This window comes from Halomonas sp. DP8Y7-1, from assembly GCF_019801685.1.
Taxonomy (GTDB): domain Bacteria; phylum Pseudomonadota; class Gammaproteobacteria; order Pseudomonadales; family Halomonadaceae; genus Halomonas; species Halomonas litopenaei_A.
Genome location: NZ_JAHVIN010000012.1, coordinates 169,673 through 183,778 on the forward strand (window position 1 = coordinate 169,673; position 14,106 = coordinate 183,778).

Consider the following 14,106-nt stretch of genomic DNA (forward strand, 5'->3'; position numbering starts at 1 on the left):
GGTAACGTTGAATGAACACTATGGTGAAGAGAAGGGTGCATGTGGCGGCGGCCGCCATCATCAGCCCAGACGGTGACGAAGTGCTGCTGGCCCGGCGTCCTTCCAATGTCGACCACGGCGGCCTGTGGGAGTTTCCCGGCGGCAAGCTGGCGCCCTACGAGACCGGCCTGGAGGCGCTCAAGCGTGAGCTGCATGAAGAGCTCGGTATCGAGATACGTCGTGCCCAGCCGTTGATCCGCATCCACCACGAATATCCTGACAAGCACATCCTGCTCGATGTGTGGCAGGTAAAGGATTTCTCTGGTGAGCCGTTCGGGCGTGAAGGGCAAGCGGTGCGTTGGGTGCCCATGGGTGAGTTGATCGGCTATCCCTTCCCGGCCGCCAATCTGCCGATCCTGCGGGCGGTGATGTTGCCGTCCGAGTACCTCATCAGTGACGAAGAGGCCGATGAGGAGGTGTTTGCCGCTCGCCTGGAGCGTGCGCTGGTCGAAGATGCCGTGCGCCTGGTGCAGTTGCGTGCCAAGACGCTGGACACCGACGCGTATGTGGCGCGTGCCGAGCGGGCTCTGGAACTGTGTCGCCGCCATGGCGCGCGGCTCATGCTCAATGGCGAACCCGAATTGCTCGACCGGGTTGATGCCGACGGCATTCACCTGACCAGCGAGCGCTTGATGGGCCTCGAGCGACGTCCGATTGCCGAGGGCAAGTGGTTGTCGGCGTCTACTCATGACAAGGCACAGCTGGACCAGGCCCACGTGATTGGCTGCGATTTCGTGACGCTGTCTCCGCTGCGCACCACCCCGTCGCACCCGGAAGTGGCGCCCATTGGCTGGCACGATTTCCAGCAGCTGGTGGAACGTGCCGGCATGCCGGTCTATGCACTGGGCGGCATGACCCGCCATGATGCCAATCACGCCCGTGCCGTTGGCGCCCAGGGCATCGCCTCAATTCGCGATTTCTGGAAGTCATAGCGGGCCGTTGAGCACGCATCAGCGATAGCGACACCGTTGCTATCATCAAAGAGCCCCCGCAGGTCAATGACCTGCGGGGGCTCTTGCATCATGCGCCGGGTGGTTGGCTCAGTCCCGGAAGCGGCGGGTCAGCTCGCCATAGGCATCGATGCGGCGATCTCTCAGGTAGGGCCAGATGCGTCGCACCTGCTCGCCGTGATCCAGGTCCAGGGTGACCAGCAGGGTCTGGGCCTCTTCGCCGGCGTGCGCCAGCAGCTCGCCCTGTGGGCCAGCGACGAAGCTGCCGCCCCAGAAGTCGATGCCCGGGCTGACGCCGGAGTGGTCCGGTTCGTGGCCCACCCGGTTGGCGACCAGAACCGGTACGCCATTGGCCACAGCATGGCTGCGCTGGATGATGGTCCAGGCGTCCTTCTGGCGTGTCTTTTCCGCGTCATCGTCATTCGGTGCCCAGCCAATGGCGGTGGGGTACAGCAGCACCTCGGCGCCGGCAAGGGCCATCATGCGTGCCGCTTCCGGATACCATTGATCCCAGCACACCAGGACGCCGAGTCGCCCGACCGAGGTGTCGATGGGGGTGAAGCCCTGGTGATGTGCGGGGTCATGATCTCCCGGGGTGAAGTAGAACTTCTCGTAGAAGCCGGGATCATCGGGAATGTGCATCTTGCGGTAGTGACCCACAGCGCCCTTGGCGCCGTCGTAGACCACTGCCGTGTTGTGATAGATGCCGGGCGCACGACGTTCGAACAGCGAGCCCATCAGCACAATATCGAGTTCGCTGGCGAGTGCCGCCAGGCGTGTCCCGGTGGGCCCGTCCAAGGGTTCGGCGAGATCGAACAGGTCAGGATCTTCGTACTGGCAGAAGTAGTGGGTGGCATGCAGCTCCTGCAGCATCACCAGCTTGGCTCCCTGGCCGGCCAGGTCGCGGATGGCCTGTTCGCTGGCATCCAGGCTGCGTGCCTTGTCGGGCCAGGCCGGTTGTTGCACCAGGCCCACGATCAATTGGCGCGTCATTGGTGTGCTCCTTCAAGGTTGAGAGTGCCGCGGGGCCACTGCATGGTCAGGCAGTGCAGGCTGCCATGCTGACGGATGGCGGCGCTGGCATCGATGGGAATGATGTCACGCTCCGGGAAGGCGCCTGCCAGGGCGTTGAGCGCCGCCAGATCCTGTCGATCGCCGTACACCGGCACCAAAACGGCACCATTGATGATCAGAAAGTTGGCATAGGTAGCCGGTAGCCGATGTCCGTCGTCGCCATCCCGGCACGCGGCTGGCCAGGGCAGGGGAATCAGACGGTAGGGCGAGCCGTTGGCCTGGCGCAGCGCCGTCAATTCCTGCTCCATGGCGTGCAGGTCGGCGTAGTGGGAGTCGGCGGGATCATCGCAGCGCACGTAGGCAATGGTCTCGGCATCGCAGAAACGGGCCAGGGTGTCGACGTGACTGTCGGTATCATCCCCTTCCAGGTGTCCATGGCGAAGCCACAATACTCGCGTAAGCCCAAGCTGGCTGGCGAGCCAGTCCTCGACCTGTTGCCGGGACAGGTCAGGGTTGCGATTAGGGTTGAGCAGGCAGGCTTCGGTGGTCAGCAGGGTGCCTTGCCCGTCGGTTTCGAGAGCGCCACCCTCCATGACAACATCGCTGGTGGTGACGGGGCAGCGTATCCAGTCCGCCGTGACCAGCTGCTGCGTGAGGGTATTGTCGCGATCAGCGCGAAACTTGCCGCCCCAGCCGTTGAAGGTGAGGTCGTGGAAATGCACAGCGTCGCCATCCTGGCTGGCCAGTGGGCCATGATCACGGGCCCAGGTGTCGTCCGCCTCGACCACGACGAGGTGTACTCTGTCGGTAGCGGCACCTCGGGCCATCAGGCGCTGGTGCAGACCATCGCCGCAGGCAGGGTCGGGTACCCCGATGATGACGTGCTGATAGCGGCTGATGACCAGCGCCAGCTGCTCCATCATGGCCTCGATGGCGGGCAGAGTATCGGCCCAGTCGCTGTCAGGGCGGGGCCAGGTCAGCTGGACGGCGTCCTGGGGATGCCACTCGGGAAGCAGGCGGTTCATGGCAGTGTCCTGGAGGTCGAAACGGCGAAATGTAGGCCTGCGAGCAGGAAGATGCAAGGATCTCGCAAATCCCATGCCGTGGCGATGCAGAGGCGTGCAAAAAACCGTACCATGGCGGCCTGCCGACAAGGAAAGAGTCCATGCTTGATCGATTGCCATTTCTGATCGGCTTGCGCTATGTGCGAGCCAAGCGACGCAACCACTTCATCTCCTTCATCTCGCTGACGTCCATGCTGGGGCTCACCCTGGGCGTGGCGGTACTGATTCTGGTGCTGTCAGTGATGAACGGTTTTGACCGAGAGCTACGCCAGCGGGTGCTGGGCATGGTGCCCCACACCCAGATCGAGCAGGCCGGTGGCATGACCGATTGGCAGCCTCTGGCCGAGCGTCTGACCCAGCGCGAGCACGTTATCGGTGCCGCGCCCTATATCCAGCAACAGGGCATGTTCTCCCAGGCCGGACGTAATCAGGGAGCCATGGTCAACGGCATCGATCCGCAGTGGGAAAGCCGCGTTTCCATTGTCGACGAGAACATGTCCCAGGGCTCTCTCGATGACCTGCAGCCGGGTGAGTGGCACATCGTGCTGGGGTCGATCCTTGCCAACAATCTGAGGGTCGATGTCGGTGACAGCGTGACCCTTTTGGTACCCGAAGCCTCGATCACTCCGGCTGGCGTATTCCCGCGTCTGAAGCGCTTCACCGTCAGCGGTATCTTCAGCGTAGGGGCCGACCTGGATGCCAACCTCGCCTATGCCAATATCGAGGACATGCAGACCTTGGCACGCATGGGCGATAGCGTTGGTGGCCTGCGTCTTGAGCTGGATGACCTGTTCCTGGCCGGTCAGGAAACCCAGGCCATCGTCAATGAGCTGGGCGCTGGCTATCGCGGCTACGATTGGACCTTTACCCGTGGCAACCTGTTCCAGGCCATCCAGATGGAGAAGCGCATGATCGGGCTGCTGCTGACGGTGATCATTGCCGTGGCCGCGTTCAATATCGTCTCTACCCTGGTCATGGTGGTGACCGACAAGCATGCCGACATCGCCATTTTGCGCACGATTGGCGCCACGCCTCGTTCGATCATGGGGATCTTCATGGTTCAGGGGATTGCCATCGGCGTGATCGGCATCCTGATAGGGGTTGCGCTGGGCATCTTGCTGGCGCTGACAGTGTCCGACATCATCGCTTTCGTGGAGTCCACACTGGGGATCCATTTCCTCGATGCCGGCGTCTACTTCATCAGCGACCTGCCGTCAGAGCTGATCTGGAGTGATGTGTATCAGATCGTTGCAGCCGCCTTTGTGCTGACCTTCCTGTCCACCCTCTATCCGGCGTGGCGAGCCGCCCGGGTCCAGCCTGCCGAGGTGCTGCGCTATGAGTGATGTTGTCAATCAGCCGGCAGCGACCGAGGCGCCGGCTGCCCAGGCGCCCGGCAAGGTAATGCTGGAATGTCATCAGCTGTCCCGCGTCTACGACGAGGGGCCCGCCGACCTGGTCGTGCTGGATCAGCTGGAGCTCAAGGTGCACGCCGGGGAGCGCGTCGCCGTTGTCGGTAGCTCCGGGTCTGGCAAGACGACCTTGCTCAACCTCCTGGGTGGGCTGGATAGCCCCAGCGCTGGCGAGGTTCGTGTCGATGGAACGGTGCTGCATCAGTTGGGGGACGCCGAGATCGGCCGTTTTCGCAACCGCCACATCGGCTTCGTCTACCAGTTCCATCACTTGCTGGCCGAGTTCTCCGCGCTGGAGAATGTGGCGCTGCCGCTGATCATTCGCGGGAGTCGCAAGCGCGATGCCGAAGACAAGGCGCGGGCGCTGTTGCAGAAGGTGGGGCTGGGGCCGCGTGCGGATCACAAGCCCGGCGAGCTGTCCGGTGGTGAGCGCCAGCGCGCGGCCATTGCCCGCGCCCTGGTGACCGACCCCAGCTTGATGCTGATGGATGAGCCCACCGGAAACCTGGACAAGCACACCGCGGCCAGCATTCTGGCGCTGATGGATGAGCTGGCTGCCAGCGCGCGCTGCGCTTTCGTTATCGTCACCCACGACCCGGAGCTCGCCGCGCATCAGGACCGCGTGTTGCGGCTGGACAATGGTCGCCTCCAGCCCGACTGAAGCGCTTTCGGTAAAATGGCTTCGGTAACATGTGGATGGCCCCGCTGCACGGCAGCGGGGCCATTTTCTTATCTAAGGCGTATCGGGGGCGTAGTGGGAGTATAGCGAGTGATGCGTCAGGAGTGAGCGCGGGCCTGACGGCGGCGGCGCCGCCGCGCCTTCCAGCTGCGCGAGACCTGCCAGCGCCATAGCAGTCGAATGACCACATTGGCGAGGGCGCCGACAATCACTGCAGCCACCAGCGAGCCAAACAGCAGTGACGGCAATATGTCCATCAGCTGTCCTTGCAGCCACTCTGTGGTCAGGCGATGAGGGGCATGCAGTGCCGGTTGCTGCAAGAGCCATGCGCCAAGGCAGTAGTTGCCATAGAAGATGATCGGCATGGTCAGCGGATTGGTGATCCATACCAGGGCGACCGACAGCGGAAGATTGCAGCGGCCGAGGCGCGCGCCAAGTGCCGCTACCACCATTTGGCACGGAATAGGCAGCAGGGCGCTGAACAGGCCGACGCTGAATGCGTTGGCCACGCTACGCCGTGTCAGCACCCACAGCGCGGGGTCAGCAATCAGGTGAGCCATGAAGCGCAACGAGCGCTGCCGACGCAGGGCGTCTGGCGAGGGTAGATAGCGCTTTAGTAGTCGACGCGGCATGGAGTATCAGCTCAAGGCTGCGGATGCGTGGCTATTATCCATACAAGCCGATGCCCTTGCCATGACGTCGGCCAACGCTGTGCCTGAAAGACCTGACCTGGCCGCCGGCAAGGTCTTGTCAGAGAGGAGCAAGTCGCTGTGCAGATGGGGGAGCTGAAAGGGCGCTGAACAAGGGCGGCCACCCGCGCCTCAAGCCCGGGTGACGGGGACAAGGAAGGTCCACCAGCAGGAGTGCCATGGACATGACGGGCGGTCGGTCACTGTATTGGCGTGGCGCTGCCAGGGCGGGACAGCGGTCGCACCAGAGGCGCGGTGGTGGGCCTGCGTGGCCATCACCGGCTGTCAGTCTAGCCAGCGGCGCCACCTTGGGCGGCGCGCTGATCGGCGTGGCGGAGCCTGCCATGTACCTTCTGCTCGCGGTCGCAGTGGCCAGTCTTGCCGCGCGACGCTGGCGGCTGCTGCTGGGTGCATGGGTGGCGCTATGGGTGCTGCTGTCGCTGTTGCAGCAGCAAGGCGCGCGTCTTCCGGCGGGCCTTGCCGGAGTCACCTTGTTGGCTGATGTCCGGGTCGGCGCGGCACGTGAGCTGGCCGGGGCGCAGCGCCTGACGCTGGAGGTCGAGCGCTGTGAACCGATGCTGGCTGACAGGCTTGCCTGCGATCGCCTGGAGCGGGTTCGCGTCACCCATTACCGGGCGGCACATCAGGCAGCCGGTCTCGGCAGCCCGCAGCCGAGTGGACGCATGACGGTGGGCGAGCGCTGGCGCCTGGCGCTGCGTCTGCGGCCGCCAACTGGCTTGGCCAACCCTGGCCGCTTCGACTATGAACGCTGGCTGTGGCAGCAGGGCATTCAGGCGATCGGTGCCGTGGTATCGGAACCCCCGCCGTATCGCCTGGCGCTGGCACCAGAGGATCTGCGCGAGTCGCTGCTGGCCACGCTGGAGGGTCTGGCTTTGGCTGAGCGCACTCGTCGCTGGCTGGCGGCGTTGACGCTGGGTCGGGGCGAGCGCCTGGAGGCACAGGAGTGGCAGCTGCTGAACAGCACTGGAACCACTCATCTGGCGGTCGTGTCCGGGCTGCACGTTGGCTTGGTGGCGGTGCTCGCACTGGGCTGTGGGCGCTGGCTGTCTCGGAGGATTCAGCCTGGACGCTGGCGTCTGGTGCGCTGGCCATGGTGGTGGGCGGGAGGTTTTACCGCTGGCTTCGTCTGGCTGGTGGGTGCCGAGCCCCCGGCACTCAGGGCGCTGGTGATGATTGTCATCGCCCTGTGGGTCGCCGGCGGTCGTCATGCGCCGTCGGCGTGGCAAGGCTTGGCGGTGGCCTGGACGCTGGTGGTACTTATCGATCCGCTGTCGCTCTGGCGTCCGGGGCTATGGTTGTCCTTTGGGGCGGTAGCCGCGTTGATCATCATGTGGCAAGGGCGCGGTCTGAAGCCGCACCAGCGGTCGGGCCGGGGCGTGCAGACGGCGTTGGTCACGCTGGTACGTACCCAGCTTCTGCTGGCGCTTCCCATGGCGGGGCTGGTGCTGGCCTTTACGGGTCAAGTGTCGCTGGTGACGGTGCTGGCGAACCTGGTGGCGGTGCCGCTGGTGTCGCTGATACTGGTGCCGGCGGGCATGCTGGGTTGGGCGGTAGTGCTCGTAGCCCCGCCGCTGGCACTGTGGTGGTGGAAGGGATGGGGTTGGGTGCTGGCGGCACTGCTTGAGCTGCTTGAGGGGCTGTCCTGGCCAGCCGCAATGCTGTGGCTCGATGTCGATATCCGGCTCTCGCTGGCGTTGCTGCTGTGGGGCATTGGCGTCGTCATCTGTCTGCCCGGCATCGGGCGCGGTCTCAAGGGAGGCGCAGTGATCGCTCTGGGCGTTGCCCTGATCAGTCTGGCGCCGGCACGGCCCGACCCCCGTACCGTTCGCCTGGTGGTGTGGGATGTGGGGCAGGGCTTGATGGTCGAAGTCCATACCGCTGGCCATCGGCTGCTGTATGACAGTGGCCCACGCTATGCTTCCGGCTATGCCCCCATCGACGGTATCTGGCCGTCACCCCAGCAGTTTGACCAGGTCATTATCAGCCATGCTGACCTGGACCACTCGGGTGGCGTGGAGCGCCTGGTCGAACAGCATAAGGTGGCGCACTGGTGGCATCCCGCTGGACGGATACCCGGTTTACCTGCTGAGCAAGCTGCCGACGGCTGCCATTGGGGGCAGCAATGGCGCTGGGAGGGCGTCGACTTTCGTTTTCTATGGCCAGGCTCGGATGAGGCTGTCGCGACACTGGAGTCCAATGACCAGTCCTGCGTGTTGCTGGTCAGCTCCCCTGGGGGGAGTGTGCTGATTACCGGCGACGCCAGTCGCCGGGTCGAGCGCTACCTCATCGCTCAGCTGCCTTCGCCGCCGACGGTGCTGGTGGTCGGGCACCATGGCAGTGACGACAGCACCGGCGCCGCACTGATCGACGCCAGGGCGCCGCAGTTGGCGGTAGCCTCCAGCGCCGCCTTCAACCGGTTTGGCCATCCCCATGATGATGTGATTCGGCGGCTTCGGCAGGCAGGCAGCTGTATCCTCGACACAGGGCTCGATGGTCAGCTGGTGATCGATCTGGACAGGGCCGGCGTGCATCTGGTCAGCAGTGGACGCCGGCGTCATCTGCACGGCGGTGTCGAAGGTCTCTGCCATGGGGTAGAATCTCGCCACTGAATCTCGCTGCCCTGTGCAACCTGCTGGTGTGCCAGCGAGCTGGCATCGTCACCAGGCTTGGTCGCGGCTGATGCCGAAAAGGCTGAATGCTGCGCTGATCGACGTGCTGGTGGTCGACGTGCTGGTAGTCGACGTGCTGGTAGTTGACCTGTTGGCAGTCGACCTGCTGGCAGAAACGCAGCAGGTGAACCCAGCCAGGCTGGGTCATGCGACAGGGCTGATTCCCCTTGCAACTGGAGCCAACGTGAGCGAATACTCCGGCTGGGCGCTGTACAAGCGCCTCCTTGGTTACGTCAGGCCGTTCTGGAAGTCCTTTCTTGTCGCGGTGATCGGTTACGCGATCTACGCGGCCTCCAGTACGGCGCTGGCCGAGATGATGAAGCGCCTGATCGACGGCATTCAGAATCCCGACGCAGCGTTTCGACTGTTTTTGCCGCTGTTTGTGGTGGGCATGTTCGGCGCGCGCGGTCTCGGCACCTTCCTCGGCACCTATTTCATGAGCAATGTGGCGCGCAATATGGTTCATCGGCTGCGCTGCGATGTGTTCAATCACATGCTGAGACTACCGGGGCGATTCTTCGACAATCACTCCTCGGGGCATCTGATCTCCCGCGTCACCTATCACGTGGAGCAGGTCACCGGTGCGGGCACCAAGGCCATTACGGTGGTGCTGCAGGAAGGCCTGTTCGTGCTCGGCCTGCTGGGCTATCTGCTGTGGACCAACTGGATGCTGACGCTGCTGTTCATGGCAGTGACGCCATTGATTGGTGGCGTAGTCAGCTATGCCAGCAAGCGATTTCGCAAGATATCCAAGCGCATCCAGCGCTCCATGGGAGATGTCACCCATGTCGCCTCCGAGGCGCTGACCGGCTATCGCGTCGTGCGCACCCACGGGGCAGAGCAATACGAGATGACCCGCTTCCATGACGCCAGTGAGGTCAATCGTCGACAGAGCCTCAAGGAGGCCTTGACCAAGGCCACCAGCACCCCGGTCATCCAGCTGTTGGTCGCCCTGTCGCTGGCGCTGCTGGTGTGGCTGGCGATGTCGCCTGCGCTGATGGACAACATGACCCCAGGCGAATTCGTGGCCTTCATCACTGCAGCGTCGCTGATGGCCAAGCCCATCCGCTCATTGAGCGAGATCAACGGCACCATCCAGAAGGGGATCGCCGCCTCCAGTGAGCTGTTCGGCCTGCTGGACGAGCCGGAGGAAGTCGATAGCGGGAGCTTGGTCCCGGGTCGTCTGCGTGGTGACATTCAGCTCGAGCAGGTGCGTTTCGCCTATGGCAGTGACCAGCCGGAGGTGCTCAAGGGCATTGACCTTAGCGTTCGTCAGGGGGAAATGGTCGCCATCGTGGGACGCTCGGGCAGCGGCAAGTCCACCCTGGTGAGCCTGTTGCCGCGCTTCTATCAAGCCACCGGCGGTCGCATTCTGATTGATGACGTCGCCATTGAGGAGTACCAGCTGACGGCGCTGCGTCAGCAGATCGCCCTGGTCAGTCAGCAGGTCACGCTGTTCAACGCCACCATCGCCGAGAACATCGCCTATGGCGTCCCAGACGCGGATCCTGCCGCGATCGAGGCTGCCGCCAAGGCGGCCCATGCCCACGAGTTCATCGAGCGCATGCCCGGCGGCTACCAGGCGCTGGTCGGAGATAACGGCGTGATGCTGTCAGGCGGACAGCGTCAGCGCATGGCCATCGCCCGGGCGATATTCAAGGATGCGCCGATCCTGGTGCTCGATGAAGCGACCTCTGCGCTCGACACGGAATCCGAGCGCCATATCCAGGCGGCTCTGGAAGAGGTCTGCAAAGGCCGCACGACGCTGGTCATCGCTCACCGCCTGTCGACGATTGAGCGCGCCGATCGCATTCTCGTGATGGAGCAGGGGGAAATCATCGAGCAGGGCAGTCACAGTGAGTTGCTGGAGCGTGAGGGGGCTTACGCCGCCCTGCACCAGCTGCAGTTTCAGGAGGCCTGAATGGGGCTTGGTCAACGCTGGCTCGATGCCGCCTACCGAGGCTCGCCGTGGCTGACCTTGCTGCGCCCGCTGGAGCTTCTGTATCGGCGTGAAGTCGAGCGGCGCGCCAAGGCGTACCGACAGGGTTCTCGCCAGGCCTGGCGAGCGTCCGTACCGGTCATCGTCGTGGGTAATCTGACCCTGGGCGGTACCGGCAAATCCCCGCTGGTGGCCTGGCTTGCTCGGCGCCTGAAGGAGCAGGGTTGCCGCCCTGGAGTGCTCTCGCGCGGCTATGGCGGTAAGTCGGACGCCTATCCACTGCTGCTGACGCCCACCACTGAGGTAGCAGAATGCGGCGATGAGCCTCGGATGCTGGCGGATCAGACCGGACTGCCGGTGGTGGTGGATCCGGACCGCCCGCGTGGCGCTCAGCGCCTCATCGATGAAGGGTGCGACGTGATTGTCACCGATGATGGCCTGCAGCATCACGCCCTGGCTCGCGACATCGAGCTGGTCGTGGTGGATGGCAGGCGCGGGTTCGGCAATCGACGCTGCTTGCCCGCCGGGCCCTTGCGTGAGCCCTTGGCCCGACTTTCCAGTGTTGACGCCCTGTTGATCAATGGCGATGGAGCTGCCAGCTTGCCCGCAGGGTACCGCATGCGGCTCGAGCCTTCAGGCTGGCGCCGGTTGGGGGATTCACGGGTCTATCCGCCGTCACCCTTGCCGTTCGACGGCCCAGTAGTGGCCGTGGCCGGCATCGGGCATCCGCAGCGATTTTTCGCCACCCTGGATGAGCTGGGGGTCGACTACCTGGCTCGGCCTTTCAGCGATCATCATCGTTATACCCCTGCGGATGTAACGACGGACAACGGGCAGCCAATGGTCATGACCGCCAAGGATGCGGTCAAATGCAGGGACCTGGCTCCGACTGATGGCTGGGTGCTGGATGTGGAGGCGCGTCCAGACCCTGACTTTATTCGCTGGTTCGATCAGCGCACGGCTGGTTGGTCGGATGGGCGCCGAGATACGGCGGCAGGCGCCTCCGGCGCTGACGGTATCCAATGACGAGATTCTGAAGTGGGGAGACGATGATGGACAAGGAACTTCTGGCAATGCTGGTGTGCCCCCAATGTCAGGGCAAGCTGCGCTATGACCGCGAGGCCAACGAACTGTGCTGTCTGTATGACGGTCTGGCCTATCCGGTACGAGACGGGATTCCGGTGATGCTGGCAGAGGAAGCCAGGGTCATGGACGTGGACGAGACGCTGAAGAGCCATCCAGGGCGCGGCGAGCCGCAAGGGTAGGGAGCAGTATCGATGCAGGATTTCATTGTCGTGATTCCAGCACGCTACGCCTCGACGCGGTTGCCGGGCAAGCCTCTTGCCGACATCGCCGGGCGTCCCATGGTGGCCAGGGTCTGGGATCTGGCCAAGCGCTCACTGGCAAGTCGAGTCGTGATCGCTACCGACGACCCGCGCATCGAGCAGGCAATGTCTGACCTTGGTGCGGAAGTGGTGATGACCCGTGCGGATCACTCGACCGGCACCGATCGGCTTGCGGAAGTGGTCGATCTGCTGCAGCTGAACGATGAGGCAGTGCTGGTCAATGTTCAGGGCGATGAGCCCTTGCTGCCGCCGGAGCTTGTCAATCAGGTGGCGATTCGCCTGATGCGGGACGAGGGGGCATCGGTCGCGACCCTGGCAGAATCCATTGGCGATGTGGACACCTTGTTCAATCCCAACGTGGTCAAGGTGACCCGTGCCGCCTCGGGGCGGGCGCTGACCTTTACCCGGGCGCCGATGCCGTGGGACCGAGAGGGCTTCCGTGAGCCCCCCAGCGTATTGACCACCGATGCCTGGCTACGCCATATCGGGCTGTATGCGTATCGTGCGGGCTTTTTGCGCGCCTACAGCGAGTGGCTGCCCGCTCCTATCGAGCAGCTGGAGCAGCTGGAGCAATTGCGCGCGTTGCACTACGGACACGCTATTCAGGTGGCCCTGGCAGAGCAGACGCCAGGAGCCGGCGTGGATACAGAGGAGGACCTCGCCCGCGTGCGCGCTCACTTCGAGCAACGGGCGAGAGGAGCCACGCCATGAGACTGGACGATTCGCCCGCGAAGATTCGTGTGCTGTTTGTCTGCCTGGGCAATATCTGCCGCTCGCCGACCGCAGAAGGAGTGTTCCGTCAGCAGGTGCGCGCGTTAGGCCTTGATGACCGCGTCGAGATTGACTCGTGTGGCACCGGCGGCTGGCACATCGGCGAGCCCCCCGATGCACGGGCGCAGCAGGCGGCGAAGCAGCGGGGCATCGATATTTCCGGGTTGCGTGGTAGGCAGCTGTGCCAAGAGGATTTTACGCGTTTCGATGTTGTGCTGGCGATGGACCACGACAACCTCGCCGAGCTGGAGCGATGGATGCCGGCCGATAGCCAGGCTTCCATAGGCTTGTTGATGGAGTGGGCCGGTGAGCCTGGGGCGGCCGTGCCGGACCCTTACTATGAAGGTGGCTTCGATAGGGTCTATGCGATGATCGAGCGGGCCTCCCAGGCGCTTGCGGCAGAGCTGGAACAGCGCCTGGAGGCGGCGAGGTGAAGCTATCCATCGAGCATGACGTGATGCTGTCGGGGGCCAACACGCTCGGCCTGCCCTGCAGAGCGGAGCGAGTAGCCGTCGCCAGGGATCGTCAGCAACTGGCAGCACTGCTGGAGAGCAGCCGCGATGAGCCGGTGACGCTGTTGGCCGGGGGCAGCAACCTGATCCTGCCCAGCGTGCTTCCAGGACTGACGCTTCGGCCCCAGCTGGACTACTGGTGGATCGAGCGTTGCGGCAGCGAGGCCCTGGTGCACGTGGGGGCGGGGGTCAGCTGGCATCGGCTGGTGATGGCCCTGGCTCGCGACGGCTGGTGGGGGCTCGAGAACCTTGCCCTGATTCCCGGTCATTGTGGAGCGGCACCCATACAGAATATCGGTGCCTACGGCGTCGAACTGGCCGACGTGCTGGCCTCGGTGAGCGTTCTTCATCGCGCCGACGGCAGGGCGGAGACGCTGGACGTAGATGCCTGTGGCTTCGGCTACCGGGAGAGTCGCTTCAAGGGGGAGTGGCAGGGGAAGGTGATCATCACCGACCTGATCCTCAAGGTGACTCGCCATGGAGCTCCCAGGCTCGGATATGGCGATCTGGCCCAGCGGGTGAGTGCCAAGGCGTCGGCCCTGGAGGTCGCCGAGGCCGTCTGTCAGGTGCGTCAGGAAAAGTTGCCGGATCCGCAGGTCCTCGGCAACGCCGGCAGTTTTTTCAAGAATCCCGTGGTGGATGCGTATCGGGCTGAGGCATTGGCCGAACAGTTTCCCGCCATGCCCCGCTACCTGCTGGAAGATGGCAGGGTCAAGCTGGCCGCTGGCTGGTTGATTGATCAGTGCGGTTTGAAAGGCTGGCGCGACGGTCACTTCGGCGTTCATGACCGCCAGGCGCTGGTGCTGGTGCATCATGGTGGTGGCGATGCACGGGAGCTGCTGACTTTCGCCGACAAGGTGGCTGGACGGGTGGCAGAGCGCTTTGGGGTTACGCTGGAGAGGGAGCCCCGCCTGGCCTAGGCGATGCTGGCCACGGGCCAAGGTCGCTGAGCACGGTGTCTATCACGTCTGCACAAAAAAACGCCCGCAGCCTTGGCTGCGGGC

At 64.0% G+C, this 14,106-nt stretch carries 13 protein-coding genes; 10 read left to right on the forward strand and 3 right to left on the reverse strand.

Annotation, left to right across the window (positions count from 1 at the left end; genetic code table 11):
- The first annotated feature begins 20 nt into the window (after window positions 1–20).
- Complete coding sequence (locus KUV41_RS15085) at window positions 21–971, forward strand: Nudix family hydrolase (RefSeq protein ID WP_222163232.1); 951 nt, start codon at window positions 21–23, stop codon at window positions 969–971.
- A gap of 108 nt (window positions 972–1,079) precedes the next feature.
- Here the strand turns inward: KUV41_RS15085 and KUV41_RS15090 are convergent, their stop codons facing one another.
- On the reverse strand, window positions 1,080–1,982 hold the full coding sequence (locus KUV41_RS15090) for a carbon-nitrogen hydrolase (RefSeq protein ID WP_222486650.1): 903 nt from the start codon (window positions 1,980–1,982) through the stop codon (window positions 1,080–1,082).
- Entirely contained in the window at window positions 1,979–3,028 is a 1,050-nt protein-coding gene (locus tag KUV41_RS15095) for an agmatine deiminase family protein (RefSeq protein ID WP_222486651.1), read from the reverse strand. Before KUV41_RS15095 ends, KUV41_RS15090 begins: the two co-directional genes overlap by 4 nt.
- Before the next feature lie 140 nt (window positions 3,029–3,168).
- Here KUV41_RS15095 and KUV41_RS15100 point away from each other — a divergent pair, with 140 nt between their 5' ends.
- Window positions 3,169–4,410, forward strand: coding sequence for a lipoprotein-releasing ABC transporter permease subunit (locus tag KUV41_RS15100; RefSeq protein WP_206937348.1), 1,242 nt, complete (start codon window positions 3,169–3,171; stop codon window positions 4,408–4,410).
- Window positions 4,403–5,137: an ABC transporter ATP-binding protein gene (locus KUV41_RS15105; RefSeq protein ID WP_222486652.1), complete on the forward strand. Its 735-nt coding sequence runs from the start codon at window positions 4,403–4,405 to the stop codon at window positions 5,135–5,137. The genes KUV41_RS15100 and KUV41_RS15105 overlap by 8 nt, the downstream gene beginning before the upstream one ends.
- A 116-nt stretch (window positions 5,138–5,253) precedes the next feature.
- Here KUV41_RS15105 and KUV41_RS15110 read toward each other — a convergent pair whose 3' ends face one another.
- Window positions 5,254–5,787 carry a DUF2062 domain-containing protein gene (locus tag KUV41_RS15110; protein ID WP_206937354.1) on the reverse strand — a complete coding sequence of 178 codons (534 nt, stop codon included), beginning with the start codon at window positions 5,785–5,787 and terminating at the stop codon, window positions 5,254–5,256.
- Between the two features lie 401 nt (window positions 5,788–6,188).
- On the opposite strand from KUV41_RS15110, the gene KUV41_RS15115 reads away from it, so the two are divergent.
- The 7 genes from KUV41_RS15115 to murB all read left to right on the forward strand — a co-directional run bounded on the left by KUV41_RS15115 (window position 6,189) and on the right by murB (window position 14,022).
- Window positions 6,189–8,474 carry a ComEC/Rec2 family competence protein gene (locus tag KUV41_RS15115; RefSeq protein WP_222486653.1) on the forward strand — a complete coding sequence of 762 codons (2,286 nt, stop codon included), beginning with the start codon at window positions 6,189–6,191 and terminating at the stop codon, window positions 8,472–8,474.
- Between the two features lie 70 nt (window positions 8,475–8,544).
- Entirely contained in the window at window positions 8,545–10,455 is a 1,911-nt protein-coding gene (gene msbA, locus KUV41_RS15120) for a lipid A export permease/ATP-binding protein MsbA (RefSeq protein ID WP_261317432.1), read from the forward strand.
- The gene (lpxK, locus tag KUV41_RS15125) at window positions 10,456–11,499 is read left to right on the forward strand and encodes a tetraacyldisaccharide 4'-kinase (protein ID WP_222486654.1); all 1,044 of its coding nucleotides are present in this window, start codon (window positions 10,456–10,458) and stop codon (window positions 11,497–11,499) included.
- 26 nt (window positions 11,500–11,525) lie between these two features.
- Window positions 11,526–11,738, forward strand: coding sequence for a Trm112 family protein (locus tag KUV41_RS15130; RefSeq protein ID WP_206937364.1), 213 nt, complete (start codon window positions 11,526–11,528; stop codon window positions 11,736–11,738).
- 12 nt (window positions 11,739–11,750) lie between these two features.
- On the forward strand, window positions 11,751–12,530 hold the full coding sequence (gene kdsB / locus KUV41_RS15135; protein WP_222486655.1) for a 3-deoxy-manno-octulosonate cytidylyltransferase: 780 nt from the start codon (window positions 11,751–11,753) through the stop codon (window positions 12,528–12,530).
- Window positions 12,527–13,024 (forward strand): low molecular weight protein-tyrosine-phosphatase, encoded by a 498-nt coding sequence (locus KUV41_RS15140; protein ID WP_224852038.1) that lies wholly within the window; start codon window positions 12,527–12,529, stop codon window positions 13,022–13,024. Before kdsB ends, KUV41_RS15140 begins: the two co-directional genes overlap by 4 nt.
- Entirely contained in the window at window positions 13,021–14,022 is a 1,002-nt protein-coding gene (murB, locus tag KUV41_RS15145) for a UDP-N-acetylmuramate dehydrogenase (protein WP_222486656.1), read from the forward strand. Before KUV41_RS15140 ends, murB begins: the two co-directional genes overlap by 4 nt.
- Window positions 14,023–14,106 lie beyond the last annotated feature (84 nt).

Bases quoted from the DNA above. Each gene is read 5' to 3' on its own strand.
- KUV41_RS15085 (WP_222163232.1), top strand. From the start codon at position 21: ATGGTGAAGAGAAGGGTGCATGTGGCGGCGGCCGCCATCATCAGCCCA.
- KUV41_RS15090 (WP_222486650.1), bottom strand. From the start codon at position 1,982: ATGACGCGCCAATTGATCGTGGGCCTGGTGCAACAACCGGCCTGGCCC.
- KUV41_RS15095 (WP_222486651.1), bottom strand. From the start codon at position 3,028: ATGAACCGCCTGCTTCCCGAGTGGCATCCCCAGGACGCCGTCCAGCTG.
- KUV41_RS15100 (WP_206937348.1), top strand. From the start codon at position 3,169: ATGCTTGATCGATTGCCATTTCTGATCGGCTTGCGCTATGTGCGAGCC.
- KUV41_RS15105 (WP_222486652.1), top strand. From the start codon at position 4,403: ATGAGTGATGTTGTCAATCAGCCGGCAGCGACCGAGGCGCCGGCTGCC.
- KUV41_RS15110 (WP_206937354.1), bottom strand. From the start codon at position 5,787: ATGCCGCGTCGACTACTAAAGCGCTATCTACCCTCGCCAGACGCCCTG.
- KUV41_RS15115 (WP_222486653.1), top strand. From the start codon at position 6,189: ATGTACCTTCTGCTCGCGGTCGCAGTGGCCAGTCTTGCCGCGCGACGC.
- msbA (WP_261317432.1), top strand. From the start codon at position 8,545: ATGCCGAAAAGGCTGAATGCTGCGCTGATCGACGTGCTGGTGGTCGAC.
- lpxK (WP_222486654.1), top strand. From the start codon at position 10,456: ATGGGGCTTGGTCAACGCTGGCTCGATGCCGCCTACCGAGGCTCGCCG.
- KUV41_RS15130 (WP_206937364.1), top strand. From the start codon at position 11,526: ATGGACAAGGAACTTCTGGCAATGCTGGTGTGCCCCCAATGTCAGGGC.
- kdsB (WP_222486655.1), top strand. From the start codon at position 11,751: ATGCAGGATTTCATTGTCGTGATTCCAGCACGCTACGCCTCGACGCGG.
- KUV41_RS15140 (WP_224852038.1), top strand. From the start codon at position 12,527: ATGAGACTGGACGATTCGCCCGCGAAGATTCGTGTGCTGTTTGTCTGC.